The following is a 17639-nucleotide window of genomic DNA, read 5'->3' on the forward strand; positions in this document are numbered from 1 at the left end:
TGAGCTTTTCGCTGGTCAATCCGTCTGCTGTTTCTTTCGAAAGTCACTTTTGTTAGTCCTTCTTCAGCTTTGCGGCAATTCGGTTGCCTAAGGACTGGAGCCCCTGGACGAGTATGATTAAAATAATGACGGTCGCATACATAACATCGGGTTCATAACGCAGATGGCCGAAACGGTACGCAAGGTCTCCCAAGCCACCGGCCCCGACCAAACCGGCCATCGCGGTAGCGCCAATCAGACCAATTGTCGCAATCGTTAAGCCGAGAATCAAGGATGGACGCGCCTCCCGGACCATGACGTTCCAGATAATATGCCTTGTTTTGATGCCCATCGCCTCATAGGCTTCAAGCACCCCCTTGTCGACTTCCAGCAGTGCCGATTCTATCAAACGGGCGATATACGGAGCAGTATAAACGACAAGGGGAACGATTACCCCTTTTACCCCCATCGAAGTCCCGACAATAAACTTCGTAAATGGCAAAATAAAAAACAGGAGAATAATGAACGGAATAGAGCGGATCACATTAATCACAGCATTTAACAGTTGGTACACATATTTATTGTCCCAGCTTTTATTCGGTCTTGTTAAAACAAGCAGCGTCCCTAACGGCAAAGCAATGATGATGGAAATGATCAGTGAGATCGACACCATTTGGAACGTTTCAATCGAAGCCTTCCAAATCGCTTCGCCCCAGTTATCAAAAAATTCATTGATTCCACTCATTGACCATCCACCCTTTCTACATACACTCCCTCTTCAACAAGGAAAGCGATCGCTGCTTCCGTCTCTTCCGTCGCCCCTTGTAAATGGACGACCATCCGGCCGTACGGCTCATTTTTCAACTGGACGATATTGCCCGACATAATATTTGTATACACGTCGAAGCGCTTCGCCACTTCAGCTAAAGCCGGCTTGCCGGTCGAGTGTCCGACAAACGACAGCCGGATGATTGGTCCCTGCTGATGGAGCGATGTCAGCACCTCTTGAGGAATATCTTCCGGGAATAAGCTGTTGATAAACTTTTTCGTCGTACCGTGCGCCGCCTTGGAGAAAATATCAATAACCCTGCCTTCCTCGATCACTTTCCCGTTTTCCATAACCGCAACCCGGTCACAGATTTTTTGGATGACATGCATTTCATGCGTAATCAATAAAATTGTAATCCCGAATTCCTTGTTAATTTTCAGTAACAGCTCCAAAATGGCTTCCGTCGTTTCCGGATCGAGCGCACTCGTCGCTTCATCACTTAACAATACCTCCGGCTCGTGGGAAAGGGCGCGGGCGATCGCGACACGCTGCTTTTGTCCGCCAGAAAGCTGCCCCGGATAGGAGTCCGCTTTTTCCTCCAGTCCGACGACGTTAAGGTATTTTTTCACCCGCTGATCAATCTCAGACTTTGGCACTCCGGTCAGCTTTAACGGAATTGCAATGTTTTCATAAACGGTCGCCGTCTTCAATAAGTTAAATCCCTGGAAAATCATACCGATATTTTTTCGCGCTTCTCTTAATTTTGGAGCAGCGAGCTTTGTCATTTCCACTCCATTGACACGGATGCTTCCTTCAGTCGGGCGTTCGAGCATATTGACACAGCGAATCAGCGTGCTCTTTCCAGCCCCGCTATAGCCGATCACACCGTAAATTTCCCCTTTTTTCACATGAAGAGAAACGTTATTTAACGCATGTACTTTGGCTTTCTTAGATAGAAAAATTTTGTTCACATCGTTTAATTCAATCATCACTTTTCCACTCCTTACTCTCTATAAAGTGATCGTTACAGAAAGCGAGCAGGAAAGCACCCGCTTCCCTGCTCGCTTTCAACTCTCTGTTTGCCGCTCGGTCCGGCAGGCTTACCAGGAGGCGACTACCGAGCCGGCGAATTCTTCTTCGATAAACTGCTTCACCTCGTCAGACTGATAAATCTCAATAAATGTCTGAACGACAGGATCATCTTTGTTTTCCGTGCGGGTTACGATCAGGTTCACCCATGGTGAATCGCTCGCCTCAATAAAGATCGAATCTTCCGTCGGCACATAGCCATGCTCAATCGCGAAGTTTGTATTGATTGCTGCTGCCGCAAGCTCATCCAATTGTCTTGGAATCTGCGATGCTTCAAGCTCAATAAATTCCAGGTTTTTCGGATTTTCGATAATGTCGCTGACCATCGCTGATGAACCGGCTTCCGGGTCCAATTTAATCAATCCCGCAGCTTCAAACAGCATCAACGAACGGGCGCCGTTGGTCGGATCGTTCGGCAAACCTAACGTATCACCTTCTTGCAGCTCGCTGACATCCGCTAATTCCGTTGAATAAATCCCCATTGGAAAATTAACAGCCGTCGCCACATCAGTCAGATCAAGATTGCGATCTTCCTTAAAGTCTTCTAGGTAAGGCTTGTGCTGGAATACATTCAAATCAAGGTCACCCTCATCCAACGCAACATTCGGCATCACATATTCGGTAAACACGACAGGATCAATCTCCAGCCCCTGCTCGGCTGCCAGTTCCTTTACTTTTTCAAGAATTTGCTCATGCGGGCCAGCCGTTACGCCGACAACAAGCTTTTCTTCGGAAAGCGCTGTGCCTCCTTCGGCACCTCCTGCATCCGTTTCTCCTGCGTCCCCTTCACCGCTCGTTCCGCAAGCAGCCAATCCAATAAGTGATAATGCTGTTACTGTTGATAATAAAAACTTTTTCATCTGATTCTCTCCTCTTCCTTACTTATTCTCTATTTTTTTATATGCTTCCACAGTTTGAATACTGGAAACTACGTCTTTAATCGAAAATGCTTCTTCCATGAAGTGAATCGACTCCCCCTCGGCCAGCGTATAAGCAGCGAGCTTTTCAACTGTCTCCTGATCGTTCTGCAGCCCCAGCTCTCCGAGAGAGGACGGAAGGTTGATCTTTTCATAGAACGAGAGCAAAGCCTGGAGCTCGTCAAGCTGTTGTTCTAACGCAACCTGGACAAGAATGCCATATGCTACCTTTTCGCCATGTAAAAAAGAGTGCGTCTCTTCAAATTGCGTCAACCCATTATGAACGGAATGGGCCGCGGCGATCCGCCCATATTCATCACCCAGTCCGCCAACAAGACCTCCGGCTAAAATCGAGGTTTCCATAATGGCGAGCAAGGAAGGCGTGACGCGCTGCTCGCCGAGGGCGGAAAGCGCCTGCTCACTTTCAGCGAGGATTACATCCCGGCAGACCTGCGCCGCCTTCAGCGACATCATGACCGGAACCCGCGGCTCGGGCAATGCTTTCGTTAAAGCTTTCGCCTCATACCACTTGGCAAGCGTATCGCCGATTCCGGCGCGCAAATAAGCGGCCGGAGAATGAGCAATGATTCGCGGCTCGAGGAGCACAACCCACGGATTTTTTATGTAGGGCTGATACCGTAAGTAATCGCCCTGCTCGGTATAAATGACACTTAACGGCGTCCAGGCGGCACATGTTGAAGCAAGCGTCGGCAGGAGCATCACCGGAATGTTCAGCTCGTTGGCTGCCGCCTTCGCGATATCCATCACCTTTCCTCCGCCCAGGCCGATGATGACATCACTCTCGTGCTCAGATGCCACATGAGCAACGCGCTCAATTTCCTTCAGTGAGCACTCCCCCTGATAATGCTCATAGCTGACGGCCACCTTTGTAAAGGCGGGCAAATAATCGCGAGCGGCCTCCCACGATTTCTCGCCGTGAAGCAGTAGCGCTTTTTTGATCCGGCCTTCTATTAATAAAGCCTCAATTCTGTCGTAGACATTTTCTTCACACGCATAATAGCTTGGTGAACCTTGGACACGAATCGCTTTCACCTTTCTCCCCTCTTTCCTCTTCCCTGCCTATAATTTTCTATAAAACTGATAAAATTAGTTGGTTTAATATTAAAATAGTATATAGAACCTTGCGAAAAAATACAATATCTTTTTTGAGAATTGAGAAAAATAAACCGTCTATTCTTTTATCATCCAGCCCAATCACTTTGCATTTTTCCACCACCTACCATTTTGACCCACTTTCTCTATATTGTAAAAAGGGCGCCCCTTTACGAGACACCCTTTTATTGTACCATTATTGAATTACGCTATTAAAAAGAGGTAAGCCAATCATCCTGGACATACATAAGCACATCTCTCGTGAACATTGGTTTCGTAATCTATTGGCAAACTGATTTTTCACAAATTGATACTTGATCTCGAAATAATCAGAACTAAACCTTTAGCCCGGAAGCTCCTTAGCGTATATTCATTTACTACTCGTTTTATCTTATCATTTCTTCTCTTCCTTTATTATTTTGTTCTGCTTCATTTTTCATAGAAATCACCTGTCTCCATGTAATGAATGCAACAATCATGGCATTACAAAATAATATGATGAAATTATTTGTACTAATAATACTTATTGAGACTACTAAAAGTGCCAATCTTTCAATCATATTAATTTCCTTTAAAAACGCTCCAGATAAAGAAACCGATAAAAACATAATCCCGATCACGGCTGTAACTATTGTAACACCGATAGCTAACCATTCGCCTTGTAGTAAAAGCTCATTATGAAATACAAAAATATAAGGAATCAAAAATGCAGGAATGGCTATTTTAAAAGCTATAAGTGATGTCATCATCGGCTTTGCCCCAGCAATCCCGGCTGCAGCATAAGAGGAAATAGCGACTGGTGGAGTAATACCGGAAAATACGCCAAAATATAAAGCAAATAAATGAGCCGCCAAAACATTAATTCCCAAGTCTACTAAAATAGGCACAGCAATCGCTGCCACCATTATATATGCTGCACTTGTTGGAAGCCCCATCCCCAAAATAATGGAAGCAAGCATTACCATAATTAAGACTAAGATAAGATTTCCTTGTGCAAACCCAACCACGGTAGATGTAAACGTTATTCCGAGACCTGTTAAACTAAAAACTCCAATAATGATCCCAGCTGCAGCACATGTCACGCCTATCATAATCATAGACTTCGCACCTGCACTTAATGTCATAATAATTTGTCTCCACGACATCCTAGTAGACTTTCTTAATAATGAAACGATTATTGTTGAGGCAATTGCTACTAATGCAGCTAAATATGGCGTATACCCATAAAACAAGGCGGCCACAATTACAATGATAGGCAAAGATAAATGAATATGTTTCAGGACATATCTCCACTTTGGCATTTCTTCTTTAGGCAAACCTTTTAACCCCATTTTCACTGCTTGAAAATGTACACTAAACCAAATACCTACAAAGTAAAGAATGGCAGGAACAACAGCAGCTATAATAACGGAGGTAAAAGGGATCCCAACAAATTCTGCTAAGATAAACGCAGCCGCTCCCATAACAGGGGGGAGTATTTGACCTCCGGTTGATGCTGCAGCTTCGATACCACCCGCAAAAGCTGGTTTATAACCAACTCTTTTCATTAACGGAATCGTATATGCCCCAGTAGATGTAACATTTGCCGTTGAGCTCCCAGCAATTGACCCCATTAAAGCACTTGCTATTACAGACACTTTTGCAGGTCCACCCTTATAATGACCTGCCGCTGCGTAAGAAAAATCAATGAAAAATTGCCCAACTCCTGACTTTTCTAAAAACACTCCAAATAAAACAAAAAGAAAAATATACGTGGCTGAGGCTGCCAGCGGTATCCCGAAAATTCCTTCTGTTGTAAAGGCCAATTGTTCAATTAACCTTTCAAAAGAAACTCCAGTATGTGAAAAGGGTCCCGAAAGTAGATTACCAAATAGGGCATATACTATTGCAATGAAAGCAATAATGACCATACTATTTCCAACGATTCTTCTGGTAGCTTCTAATATACTCACAATTAGTATGACCCCAAATAGTAAATCTAGCGAGGTTAAACGATCTACATAAATCATTCGGTTAATGATTCTTTCGTAATCGAGAACGGTCAAATACAATATACTGATAAACGATACAATAAAAAGCATGATATCGATAATAAGCGTACTGATACTGCTTTTGCCTTTTATTAAAGGATATATTAAAAAGGAGACAGGTAATAGAAAAGCTAGATGAAGCCCCCGCATCTTAAAAGCTTCCAAAACCCCCGTTAACCCAAAATATACATGATAGATTGAAGCACTAACAGTTATTAGAAAGACGATAATTTTGATAACTTTTCCATAGCTTGTTTGCTTGTCAGCAGAAATTGAATCGGTGCTCATGTTTCCCCTCCTTCTATCCTATCAATGTGCAAAAAATATGCCACCTATATACCGGCTAAAATATCCAGCTCAAACTTCTTTCTGCACAGTTATCTTGAAAACTGCTAAGAAAGAAGAATGGGCGGGATACTTTTATTTAAAAACTTTCGTCTACTCCTCGACTAGTCAACAACTACTCCAACTTCTTCATAATAACGTTGTGCACCTGGATGGAGGGGGGCTCCCAATCCTTCGGATGCTTTCTCCGGATCTGATAGAAAGTCATTTACACCTGCATTGATATTCCCTAAAGTATTATTGCCAGCTTCCGAATTCATCCATTTCGTTACTTCATAAATTATATCTTCAGGCATATTCTTGTTGGCAATGATCACTACACCACCGCCAACTGTATTGACTGTATCCGCTTGATTATTGTACGTATTAGCTGGTATATCCATGGCCTGATACCCATATTTCTCTGATAGCGCTTCCATAACTTCTTCAGACAAACTTAAAAATTTTAGATCTCTTGATGACATGATCTCTTCAAAAGGAGCGGCTGGATAGCCTGCTAACGAGGTCACAGCTTCAATATGGCCGTCTCTAATTAAAGAACTGGCGTCGCCCATGCTTACAAACTCTACTCTTCCTCCCCACTCTTCCAGGTCATCATAAGTAATCCCATACTCTTCTAGAGCCCTTCTTGTTAACAGTTCATTTTCCGTTCCTCGATTACCTACAGAAATCGTTAAAGGATATTGCTTTTCTTTAACATCTTCAAATGAATCAATTTCAGCACTCGCGATGACTCCAATATGGAAAAGCGATTCAAAAACTTTCGCTATTGTCGTTACATCTTCTAGCTGATTATCAAATGGTTCAATGCCTTCAAAAGCTGCATAACTCAAACCAGAACTGGAATGACCCATTTGCGCTTCATTTCTCCCGACAAGTTCTAGGTTCGCTAAGGCACCACCAACTACTACTGATCTTCTTGTTCCTTCAAAGGTGTTGCCGATGTATTCACCAATCGCCGCACCGATCGGATACATGGAACCAGACTGCTCCCCCATTGTTAAGGTTATATCGAAAGCTTCACTAGAATTACTTTCTTCATTTCCACATGCAGACAAAGCAACTACTATTATGGCAAAAAAGAATAGGGCGAGACCCACAGTTTTTTTCATCAACATACACTCCTTCTATCAATTTATAATTTGGAACACTTTATTTTCATAAAAAGAGCTTTCATTCATTTACACAATAGCTAAACCGTTTTTTTCATTCCGTTTAATGCCAGCAAATCTAACTCCTTCGTTATAAGATCAATTTCTGCTTTGATGCTTTCTTCGATCGGGACATTAGGGTTTCGAACATTAGCGGTAGAGATAATCCCACCGTCTTTTAATATTTGTTTATGGACCGACATTGCATATTTCGCAAGTGTCCCGATACGAATTAAAGGTAAATGTTTATAAAAAAGCTTTTTAGCTTCATCTTGTTTCCCTTCATCAAACAGAGAGAATATTTTGACACAGACATCTGGAAATTCACAAGCCGGCATTGTTCCGACAGCTCCTCTTCTTATTTCCTCAAACAGATACATCCCGTTTAAACCACCGAACACCTTTAATTTCCCCTCTGCTTTTTGTAATACTTCAGAAATTTTAATGGTAGTAGGGGGTGCCTCGACTTTAACATACTTAATATTCGGGCAATTTTGAGCTAATGTAACCATTATTTCTACAGGGATAGTTACGCCTGACGCAATAGGAGCATCCTGCATCATGATTGGAATATTTACTACTTTTGCAATTTCAGCGAAGTATTCATAAATTCGCTTTGCATCAGGCTTTACCATGTAGGGAGGAGTAACCATTAAAGCACTTGCCCCGATTTCTTCCGCCTTTTCACTATAATGAATTGCTTGTGCTAAGCCAGTTGCTCCAGTACCAAACACGATCGGTACTTTCCCATTAACCTCTTTTATCACGATCTGACTTATAAGGTCTCTCTCCTCTTCCGTCAATGTATACATTTCACTTGCGTTGCCAAAAATCGCAATCCCGTCTACTCCGGCATCTAATTGAAATTGAATTAACCTTTCAAGGCTTTCAACATCAACTTCATAATTTTCATCAAATGGTGTTGCCAAAATTGGATAAACTCCCTTTAACTCTACATCCCTCATTTTAATTACCCTCCTGAATTTTGGAATAATACCTTACTTTTTCTTCATCCACCGTGATCCCCAGGCCAGCACCTGAAGGAAGTTCATAGAAACCGCTTTCACAAACAAGGTCATTTGACACTAATTCATTAGCAAGTGGAAAAACAGTTGGTTGATATTCAAGCATGTAAAAATTATGAATCGCAGCACTCACATGAAGAGTAGCAGCTATGCATACCCCTAGCCCAACACTAAGATGGGGTGCAATCGGGATATTAAAAGCCTCAGCCATATCAGCAATTTTTTTTGCTTCCGTAATGCCTACTCTTCCTATATCCGGTTGTAAAATATCTCCTGCTCGTCTAACCAGCCTTTCTTTAAATTGATATTTTGTCCGTTTTGCTTCCCCTATAGCGATTGGGATCGATGAGTGACTTACGACGAAACAATTCCCGTCTATATCTTCTGGTAAAACCGGTGCTTCGATAAACTGCACCTCATAAGCCTCCAGTTTCTTCGCTAAAGTTAGTGCTTCCTTAGGAGAGTAGTTCCAATGACAATCAACCATAAAGTTAAGGTCAGGAAATTCTCTTTTTAATTCCGCTATGATGTGGACGTCCTCTTCTAGACTGAATCCCAGGTGTAACTTAATGTAATTGAAGTTTTTGTTTTGCCACTCACGTGCGAGTAGTTTCTTTTCGTCAATTGCTTTTTTTGGTAAACCTGAAACATAAGCCTGAATTTTTGTACGGTGGTTTCCTCCGAGTAAATTATAAATTGGTTGATTATATTTCTTACCCGCTATATCCCATAAGGCGATATCTATTGCGGTTATAGCATCCACCATGAAACCAGAAAAGTAACCACGTTCTCTCATAGAGTTGTATAACTTATTCCAAATAACATCCATTTTACAAGGGTTTTCTCCAAGTAAATACGAGGCAAATAGTTTTTCTATGATCGTTGCGGATACTTCCGGTACGACAGGAGAAAGGCATTCTCCCCAGCCAACAATCCCTTGATCAGTTGTGATTTTCACTAATAATGTTTCTAGTTTCTTTGAATAAAATGATCGATATTCAGGACGTAAATAATAATCTGCTTCTGAAGTCTGCAGCCCGGATGACTCCCCTAAATAAATGACACCCTTATCAATTTTTAGAGGAAACACTTCAATATTTGTTATTTCCAATTTCCAACCACCTCCGTAAGCTTTAATGAACAAAATAGCACAATCGCAAATAAATTAATCCTCCTACATTAACAGAAGAAAAACCACATCAAAAATGGATATATAATCCGTATAATGAAATTAAATCACAAAAAATAATCGATTTCAATTATTTTATTCTGATTTTTTAAATAAATACAGTGAAATGAAAGTAATATGTTCATTTTTCATCGATTTTGTTTTATAATTTGGATATCAAATCCGTAATTATGAAAATGGTGGTGACCTTAATGTCTACTAACAATGGTAAATCTCAAAGCCTGGACAAAGCTTTACAATTATTAGAATGCTTTTCAGATGTAAACTTCGAATTAAGAGTTTCAGACTTTTGCAAAATGTTGAATATGTCTCAAAGTAGTGTATCAAGATTAATTAACACCTTAGCAGATCGGGGTTTCGTTGAAAAAAATGATTTTTCTGGAGCTTACTACTTAGGAAAGAAAGTCATTTCTTTAGCCGGAATATCGCTGAATAATTATGAAATTAGAAAGCAAGCGTTACCAGAACTTCATAACTTGGAGAATAAAACAAACCTTAGTGCAAATTTAGCTATATTAGATCATACAAAAATGTTTTATTTGGCACATGTCGACAGTAAGAGGTCGCCAAAAATGTATACCTTAGTCGGATACACAAACCCGTTACATTCTACCGGAATAGGAAAAGTATTATTAGCTCATCTAGACGACGAGGAATTAAATCAAATTGTAAACGATATTCCTTTAACGCCCTATACAATCAAAACAATCGATAATAAGCAAAAGTTACTAAAGGAACTAGAGCTGACTCGCAAAAGAGGTTATGCAATTGAGCTTGAGGAATTAGCATTGGGAAGAGCTTGCATTGCAGCTCCCGTGAGAAATAGAAGCGGCAAAGTAGTAGCTGGTGTTAGTCTCTCGGGACCTTTATCCGAAATCCGACTTGAGGAGCAGCAAGAGGAGCTAGCAAAAATATTAATTGAAGCAACTGATTTAATCTCTATTAAAATGGGCTTCATGCACTCACCCAGCAACCTCTCTGAAATTAACTACTAAAAACCTATGATATTGGATTTAACACCTCAAAAGTTGAATCATACATCAACTTTTGAGGTGTTTTTGTTTTTTATAACTACGAGATAGTTGCAAAAAACATTCTGCAGCCCATAAAAAAAGCCATTCCAACAGGCTTTGCCCGATTGGAATGACCTTTTGCTTTCAGTTAATGAATCTCTTCATAAATTAACGGCGGCCGGTTGCTTTCTCCTTCAGAAATCGAATATGCTTGACGAACCATTGCCACGACTTCATCGACATCTTGCTGATTGGCATGTAATGTCGCAATCGTCTCGCCGCGTTTTACGTCGTCGCCGATTTTCTTTTCAAGTTCGATCCCGACAGCGAGATCAATCGTCGATTCCTTTGTCGCCCGTCCTGCTCCTAGCAGCATCGCCGCGGTGCCGATTTTATCGGCGACAATTGCCGCAACCTTCCCGTCGTGTTCAGCTTTAACAGGGATCTTCAGCTGGGCCTGAGGCAGCCTGGTCGGATCATCGACAACCGACGGGGCGCCGCCCTGTGCTTCGATAAATGTCTTCAGCGTCTCAATTGCCTGGCCGTTCGCAATGACTTCGACCAGTTTCTCTCTTGCTTCTTCAACTGAATCAGCTTTATCGGCAAGATAGACCATATGGCTTCCAAGTGTCAGACAAAGCTCCACCAAATCCGCCGGTCCTTCACCGCGCAGCATCTCAATCGCTTCCCTGATTTCAAGCGCATTTCCGACGGTACGCCCCAGCGGCTGATTCATATCGGAGATGACGGCCATCGTATTGCGGCCGAGACTTTTGCCGATCGCGACCATCGCTTCGGCAAGCTCTTTCGCCTGCTTAAATTCTTTCATGAACGCCCCGGTTCCCGTTTTCACGTCCAGGACAATCGCATCAGCTCCAGAGGCAATTTTTTTGCTCATGATCGAGCTGGCAATCAACGGTATGGAGTTGACCGTCGCCGTCACATCACGCAGAGCGTACAGCTTTTTATCGGCCGGCGTTAAGTTCCCTGTTTGCCCAACGACGGCGAGCTTGTTTTGATTGACCAGCTTCAGGAATTGACTTGTTTCCAGCTCGACACTGAATCCAGGGATCGCTTCAAGCTTATCAATCGTGCCGCCGGTATGACCCAGTCCACGCCCTGACATTTTAGCAACTGGCACACCGAGAGCGGCGACGAGCGGGGCCAGGGCGATCGTTGTTTTGTCACCAACACCGCCGGTCGAATGCTTATCGACCTTGATCCCTTCAATCGAAGATAAATCAATCTGATCCCCTGATTCCACCATCGCCATCGTTAATTCAGCGCGCTCTTCAGTTGACATATCTTGAAAATAAATCGCCATCGCTAATGCGGACATTTGATAATCAGGGATTTCCCCCTTCGTGTAGCCATCTACTGCATAACGGATTTCTTCCTTTGTTAATTGATGGCCATCACGTTTCTTTTCAATCAGGTCCACCATACGCATTAGACTTCGCCTCCTTTTTGTCCACCCGCCTTATGAGAGAGGGGCCGTTGCCACAAGTTCTTTAACCAATGTAATGAAAACAGGCTTTGTCCGATTGGCGACAGCGACAACTTCCTCATGGGTGATCCCTTGAATTTCTTCCCCGATTGCCATATCGGTAATACACGAAATACCAAGCACCTTCATACCGGCATGGCGGGCGACGATCACTTCCGGCACGGTTGACATGCCAACGACATCACCGCCTACATTGCGGAGCATCACCAGCTCGGCACCACTCATATACGTCGGGCCGGTCACACCTGCATAGACACCCTGCTGCAGCGAGATACCAAGCTTCTTACCGGTTTCCAAAGCGAATTGCACGAGCTCGGGCGTGTAGGCATGGCTCATATCAGGAAAGCGCGGTCCAAGCTCTTCCTCATTCGGTCCGATTAACGGATTATCACCCGTCATATTCAAATGATCGGTAATGACCATCAAATCGCCGGGGGCAAAGGCTTTGTTCATTCCGCCGCAGGCGTTTGTCACGAGTAGCAGCTCGACACCGATTTGCTTCATCACACGGACAGGAAAGGTGACCTCCTGCATGGAATAGCCTTCATAATAGTGAAAGCGCCCCTGCATCGCGACAACCGGCTTGCCATGTAAGCTGCCGATCACGAGCTGTCCAGCATGACCTTCTACGGTCGAAACCGGGAAATGCGGGATATCGCCGTAAGGAATCTTGACAGCCTCTTCAATCTCATTGGCCAGTTCACCCAGGCCTGAGCCGAGAATCAGCCCGATTTTCGGTGTGGTCGTCAGCTTTTCATTCAAATACGCCGCTGATTCTTTTATTTTTGCAAGCAGTTGTTCCATGTTTGTTCCCCTCACTCGTTATATATTTTTGACAATCGCTGTTACTAAGGCGAGAAAGTCTTCTTTCACTCGCTCAGTCGTCTCAATCACTTCCTCGTGATCTAAGGGCTGCGGCAGGATACCCGCGGCCATATTGGAAATGCAGGAAATCCCGAGCACGTCCAATCCGGCATGGCGGGCGACGATCACTTCCGGCACGGTCGACATCCCGACCGCGTCACCTCCAAGCTTGCGAATCATTTTCACCTCGGCCGGAGTCTCGTAGCACGGACCTGTATTGGCGACATATACCCCTTCCTTAACAGAAATATGTAATTGGGCTGCCTGCTCTTTCGCCACCTGGCGCAAAGAAGGCGAATACGCATTTGACATATCCGGAAAACGGACGCCAACATCAGGATCATTCGGACCGATGAGCGGGTTTTGGCTCATATTATTAATGTGATCCGTAATCAGCATTAAATCGCCCGCCTGAAACGATTCATTTACCCCTCCGGCGGCATTTGTCACGATCACCGTGTCAATGCCAAGCTCCTTCATAACGCGAACCGGAAATGTCACTGTATCCATTGAATAGCCTTCATAAAAATGAAAGCGGCCCTGCATTGCGACAACCGTCTTGCCTTGTAGGCTGCCGATCACCAACTGGCCGGCATGACCAGCCACCGTCGATACAGGAAAATGAGGGATTTCCTCATACGGGATGGAAACCGGCTGTTCGATTTCCTCCGCCAACACGCCCAGTCCCGAGCCAAGAATGAGACCGATTGTCGGCTTTTCGCCAATCTTCCCGTTAATATAATCCGCTGCCTGCTGCACGATTTGTTGCTCCATCATTGTTCCCCTCCATTATAATTGTTGTAAAAAACTCGTACCGTGCTTTGGCAGAGGAACACCGAAGTTATCGGCAATCGTTGCCCCGACATCGGCAAATGTCTGTCTTGTTCCCAAATCATTGGCCGCCGTTTGCTTTTTATGATGCACAAGCAATGGCACGAGCTCGCGCGTATGATCCGTTCCTGGAAACGTCGGATCATTGCCGTGATCGGCTGTAATGATCAGTAAGTCCTTCTCTGTTAAGGCGTCGATTACCTGCCTAAGCTGGCGGTCAAATTGCTCAAGCGCCTCACCATACCCGAGCGGATCGCGCCGGTGACCGAACTTCGCATCGAAATCAACTAAATTCAAGAAGCTGAGCCCGGTAAAAGGCTTTTTCATCGTCTCGAGCAGCTTAATCATCCCATCCTCATTGGAAACGGTCCGGATCGTTTCCGTAATCCCTTCGCCGTCATAAATATCGGATATTTTGCCAAGCGCAATCGAATCAAGCCCACTCTCGACCAGCTCGTTCATCACCGTTTTTCCAAACGGCTTCAGCGCGTAATCATGCCGGTTGGGCGTTCGTTCCCACTTTCCATCCTCGCCGACAAACGGGCGGGCAATCACTCTGCCGACCATATAGGCGGGATCTAAAGTCAGCTTTCTCGCCTTCTCGCAAATTTCATACAGTTCCGTAAGCGGGACGACATCTTCATGAGCGGCAATTTGCAAAACAGAATCCGCCGACGTATAAACGATCAACGCCCCAGTTTCAACATGATCACGTCCCAGCTCCACGAGAATTTCCGTGCCCGAGGCGACTTTATTGCCGATAATCTTCCGGCCTGTCTGCCGTTCAAGTTCCGCAATTAATTCCGGCGGAAACCCATTCGGAAACACTTGGAACGGTTCCGTTATATGTAGACCCATAATCTCCCAGTGACCGGTCATCGTATCCTTTCCATTTGAAGCCTCCTGCATCATACCGTAATGAGCAAGCGGATTCGCGACCTTTTCCACCCCTGAAATCGGCCGAATATGAGCCAGACCAAGCTTGGCCATATTTGGCATTTGCAAGCCTTGCATCCGTTCTGCTATATGGCCGAGCGTATCTGCTCCTTCATCGCCGAAATCTGCCGCATCCGGCGCCGCGCCGATGCCGACAGAATCGAGGACAATCAAAAAGATCCGTTCAAATTGAGCTGTCTTCATCAAACCTTCCTCCCTTTTCTTCCCTGTTACTATACCCCGTTCTCTCTATCTTAACGATTAAATCATAAGACGTCAGAAGTCTGACCTCTCCCCCGGCAAAAGGCTATGCCCTCGGATGATACTGGGCATAGACATCTCGCATTCTTACCTTCGTGACATGGGTATAAATCTGTGTTGTCGATATATCGGCATGGCCAAGCATTTCCTGTACGGCCCGAAGATCAGCGCCGTTTTCCAGCAAATGTGTCGCAAAGGAATGCCGCAGCGTATGCGGTGTCAGCTCTTTTTCAATCCGGGCCTGGGCGGCAAGCTGCTTCAGCACCTTCCAGAAGCCCTGGCGTGATAACGGCTTGCCGTGATGATTGACAAACAGCACTTCATGCCGCTGCTTTTTCATTAATATCGGCCTGCTCGCTTTCACATAATGCTCAATCGCCGCCGTCGCTTTCCGTCCAAGCGGGATAATTCGCTCTTTATTCCCTTTGCCGATACAACGGACAAATCCCATCGTCAAATGCGTATCCGAAAGCGTTAAGCTTAACAGCTCCGTCACCCGCATACCGGTTGCATAAAGCGCCTCAAGCAGAGCGCGGTTCCGAATGGAAAAGGCGTCCGCCCCATGCGGAGCCTCCAGCAAAGCTTCCACCTCGGCCAAAGACAGCACCTTCGGTAAACGCTTGCTCGCCTTGGGCAGCTCGACATGAACAGACGGATCGCGCTCAGCAAGCCTTTCGCGCAACGCAAATTGGTGAAAGGCGCGGACCGCGGCCATCATTCGCGCCACCGTCGTTTCCGCTTTCCCCTGATCCTTTAAATAATATAAAAACTGCAGCACATGCTGCCGCTCAATTAAAGCGAGTGCTTCGACCTGCTCGACCTGGTTTACATAAAGATGATATTGTTTCAGATCACGCTGATAGGATTGAATCGTATTAGGGGCAAGTCCTCTTTCGACACGAATATAATGGAGAAACTCTGCTATTTCCTGTTCCACCTGACATCGCTTCCTCTCACAAGGACTATTCTCCTTCTTGATAGAATAGCAGCAATCGTTCTATCCATGAAGAAGAGCCGCTGCCATTCTCCATGTGAAACACTTTGATTGCTTTTCCTTTCGGTTCATCGTATCGATGATAGCTTTCATATTCCTGACTCACCCATAGAATACCATAATAAAAGAGAAGTGTGCATCCCATAAATAAGAGAAATACTTTTAATGTTTGAATGACCGCCTGAAACCATGTTTTCATCGGGATACCCCCCAGCATTCTTCTTATTACAAGCTATGCCAAAAATACCGAAGAATATACCTGCCGGAAGAGCTTCCCTGCCCTTAAAAAAAGCCACAAGCCCGCTGTGAGAACTCACTCACAACGGGCTTTTCAAAGACAGTGGCGGTTATGTTCATGCATACCCTCTTCACTGTCATATAGGAAGTTGCTCTTCTTTACTTCTCTTCATCTTTGTCGTGGCAGCGGTGACAGATGCCATGGAAGGTAAGACGGTGGTCTTTAATTTTAAAGTTCCAGTCGCGCTCGACCACTTCTTCCACATCGCCGAGCAGATCCTCCTGAATTTCATCAACAGCTCCGCACTCGATACAAACTAAATGATGATGGAAATGCGCAGCCCCTTCCTGACGCAAATCAAATCGTGAGACACCATCGCCAAAATTTATTTTATCTACAATCTTCAGCTCCGCCAGAAGCTCAAGCGTGCGGTACACGGTAGCTAAGCCAATTTCCGGTGATTTCTCTTTCACGAGGAGGTAAACGTCTTCTGCACTTAAATGGTCTTCTTCGTGCTCAAGCAGCACCCGCACAGTTGATTCCCGTTGTGGTGTAAGCTTGTAGCTCTGTGAATGCAAATGCTTCTTTATTCGTTCGAGTCGTTTCTCCATCGTACCAGCCTCCCCTCAAACCATTTTCCCTCCTCTCATTATAATCATTCAAAAAAACAGTGTCAATTGATAATGATTATTAATTAAAAAGATATAATAGTTATCAATTAATAATTACTATTATTAAGAGTTGATTACAAATCTCATTAAAACCGGAGAAATATATGCCTCAAACGCCGAGGCAAGTGTCACAACCCCACCGACGCTAAAAACGAGCAGCGAATATCTCAGGAATTGCGGCAAAACCGGAATGTTTGCTTTTTTAACGAATTGCTGGCGCACCATTTTCAGGCAAAAGGAAATGCTCGCCGTTCCGACGATGATAAATGCCGGAACAAGGATGAAATTTTGCGGCATAATCGAGACAAAAGACAGGAAAAACCCGGACATCCCCATTTGATTGACGAGAAAGCCGACGGTAAAGCCGACGACAACCCCCTTCAAAAACAAAAGAACTAAAATGACCGGCAAGCCGATCATCGATAAGCCTAAAATCCACATCAGACCGAAATATTTTGCATAATGCACAAAACTCTGGCTAAATATCGCCGCCGGCTCAGCCAAATCCCCCTGTGAAACTTGTCCAAAAAATTGGCTGACATACATATATAAATCGTGCTTTTGCGTCAGACTCAGGCTGTTGACGATAATCGCTCCAAAAATAATGCCGATTAAAAAAAGCACGGTCGTAAATAAATAGATTGCCCGGTTCTCTGTTAAATGGTCTGTTACAGCCTCCCGAATCCCCTGCCTTCTCATCTTTTTCCCTCCTCATCT

17 protein-coding genes are annotated in these 17639 nt (G+C 44.4%); 1 reads left to right on the forward strand and 16 read right to left on the reverse strand.

All coding sequences use genetic code 11. The features are described 5' to 3' along the window. Nucleotides 1-52 precede the first annotated feature (52 nt). From M3212_RS05935 to M3212_RS05970, 8 genes are all read right to left on the reverse strand, one after another. Nucleotides 53-724, reverse strand: coding sequence for a methionine ABC transporter permease (locus tag M3212_RS05935; RefSeq protein WP_251193039.1), 672 nt, complete (start codon nt 722-724; stop codon nt 53-55). Then, nucleotides 721-1737 (reverse strand): methionine ABC transporter ATP-binding protein, encoded by a 1017-nt coding sequence (locus tag M3212_RS05940; RefSeq protein WP_251193040.1) that lies wholly within the window; start codon nt 1735-1737, stop codon nt 721-723. Before M3212_RS05940 ends, M3212_RS05935 begins: the two co-directional genes overlap by 4 nt. A gap of 111 nt (nt 1738-1848) precedes the next feature. After that, nucleotides 1849-2697, reverse strand: a complete 849-nt coding sequence (locus M3212_RS05945; RefSeq protein ID WP_251193041.1) for a MetQ/NlpA family ABC transporter substrate-binding protein — start codon at nt 2695-2697, stop codon at nt 1849-1851. Nucleotides 2698-2715: 18 nt separating this feature from the next. Beyond that, complete coding sequence (locus M3212_RS05950) at nt 2716-3807, reverse strand: iron-containing alcohol dehydrogenase family protein (RefSeq protein WP_251193042.1); 1092 nt, start codon at nt 3805-3807, stop codon at nt 2716-2718. Between the two features lie 446 nt (nt 3808-4253). Then, on the reverse strand, nt 4254-6185 hold the full coding sequence (locus tag M3212_RS05955; protein ID WP_251193043.1) for a TRAP transporter permease: 1932 nt from the start codon (nt 6183-6185) through the stop codon (nt 4254-4256). Nucleotides 6186-6346: 161 nt separating this feature from the next. Next, nucleotides 6347-7354, reverse strand: coding sequence for a TAXI family TRAP transporter solute-binding subunit (locus tag M3212_RS05960; RefSeq protein WP_251193044.1), 1008 nt, complete (start codon nt 7352-7354; stop codon nt 6347-6349). 80 nt (nt 7355-7434) lie between these two features. Continuing rightward, a complete protein-coding gene (locus M3212_RS05965; protein WP_251193045.1) occupies nt 7435-8358 on the reverse strand; it encodes a dihydrodipicolinate synthase family protein in 924 nt (307 codons plus the stop codon). Between the two features lies 1 nt (nt 8359). Further along, nucleotides 8360-9529 carry a mandelate racemase/muconate lactonizing enzyme family protein gene (locus M3212_RS05970; RefSeq protein ID WP_251193046.1) on the reverse strand — a complete coding sequence of 390 codons (1170 nt, stop codon included), beginning with the start codon at nt 9527-9529 and terminating at the stop codon, nt 8360-8362. Nucleotides 9530-9798: 269 nt separating this feature from the next. Between M3212_RS05970 and M3212_RS05975 the strand changes: the two genes are divergently transcribed. After that, nucleotides 9799-10602 carry an IclR family transcriptional regulator gene (locus tag M3212_RS05975; protein ID WP_251193047.1) on the forward strand — a complete coding sequence of 268 codons (804 nt, stop codon included), beginning with the start codon at nt 9799-9801 and terminating at the stop codon, nt 10600-10602. 166 nt (nt 10603-10768) lie between these two features. On the opposite strand, the gene M3212_RS05980 is transcribed toward M3212_RS05975, so the two are convergent. From M3212_RS05980 to spoIIM, 8 genes are all read right to left on the reverse strand, one after another. Beyond that, entirely contained in the window at nt 10769-12070 is a 1302-nt protein-coding gene (locus tag M3212_RS05980; protein WP_251193048.1) for a pyrimidine-nucleoside phosphorylase, read from the reverse strand. A gap of 30 nt (nt 12071-12100) precedes the next feature. After that, nucleotides 12101-12931: a purine-nucleoside phosphorylase gene (locus M3212_RS05985; protein WP_251193049.1), complete on the reverse strand. Its 831-nt coding sequence runs from the start codon at nt 12929-12931 to the stop codon at nt 12101-12103. An 18-nt stretch (nt 12932-12949) separates the two neighbouring features. Then, the gene (locus tag M3212_RS05990) at nt 12950-13765 is read right to left on the reverse strand and encodes a purine-nucleoside phosphorylase (protein WP_251193136.1); all 816 of its coding nucleotides are present in this window, start codon (nt 13763-13765) and stop codon (nt 12950-12952) included. A 15-nt stretch (nt 13766-13780) separates the two neighbouring features. Continuing rightward, a complete protein-coding gene (gene deoB, locus M3212_RS05995) occupies nt 13781-14962 on the reverse strand; it encodes a phosphopentomutase (RefSeq protein ID WP_251193050.1) in 1182 nt (393 codons plus the stop codon). Nucleotides 14963-15065: 103 nt separating this feature from the next. Further along, nucleotides 15066-15956 carry a site-specific tyrosine recombinase XerD gene (gene xerD, locus M3212_RS06000; protein ID WP_251193051.1) on the reverse strand — a complete coding sequence of 297 codons (891 nt, stop codon included), beginning with the start codon at nt 15954-15956 and terminating at the stop codon, nt 15066-15068. A gap of 25 nt (nt 15957-15981) precedes the next feature. After that, the gene (locus M3212_RS06005; RefSeq protein WP_251193052.1) at nt 15982-16212 is read right to left on the reverse strand and encodes a YqzK family protein; all 231 of its coding nucleotides are present in this window, start codon (nt 16210-16212) and stop codon (nt 15982-15984) included. Nucleotides 16213-16409: 197 nt separating this feature from the next. Continuing rightward, nucleotides 16410-16862 carry a Fur family transcriptional regulator gene (locus M3212_RS06010; RefSeq protein WP_251193053.1) on the reverse strand — a complete coding sequence of 151 codons (453 nt, stop codon included), beginning with the start codon at nt 16860-16862 and terminating at the stop codon, nt 16410-16412. 123 nt (nt 16863-16985) lie between these two features. Next, nucleotides 16986-17621 (reverse strand): stage II sporulation protein M, encoded by a 636-nt coding sequence (gene spoIIM / locus M3212_RS06015; protein WP_251193054.1) that lies wholly within the window; start codon nt 17619-17621, stop codon nt 16986-16988. Nucleotides 17622-17639 lie beyond the last annotated feature (18 nt).

Origin of the sequence: Halalkalibacter oceani (genome assembly GCF_023715705.1) — a bacterium.
GTDB classification, from domain to species: domain Bacteria; phylum Bacillota; class Bacilli; order Bacillales; family Bacillaceae_D; genus Halalkalibacter; species Halalkalibacter oceani_A.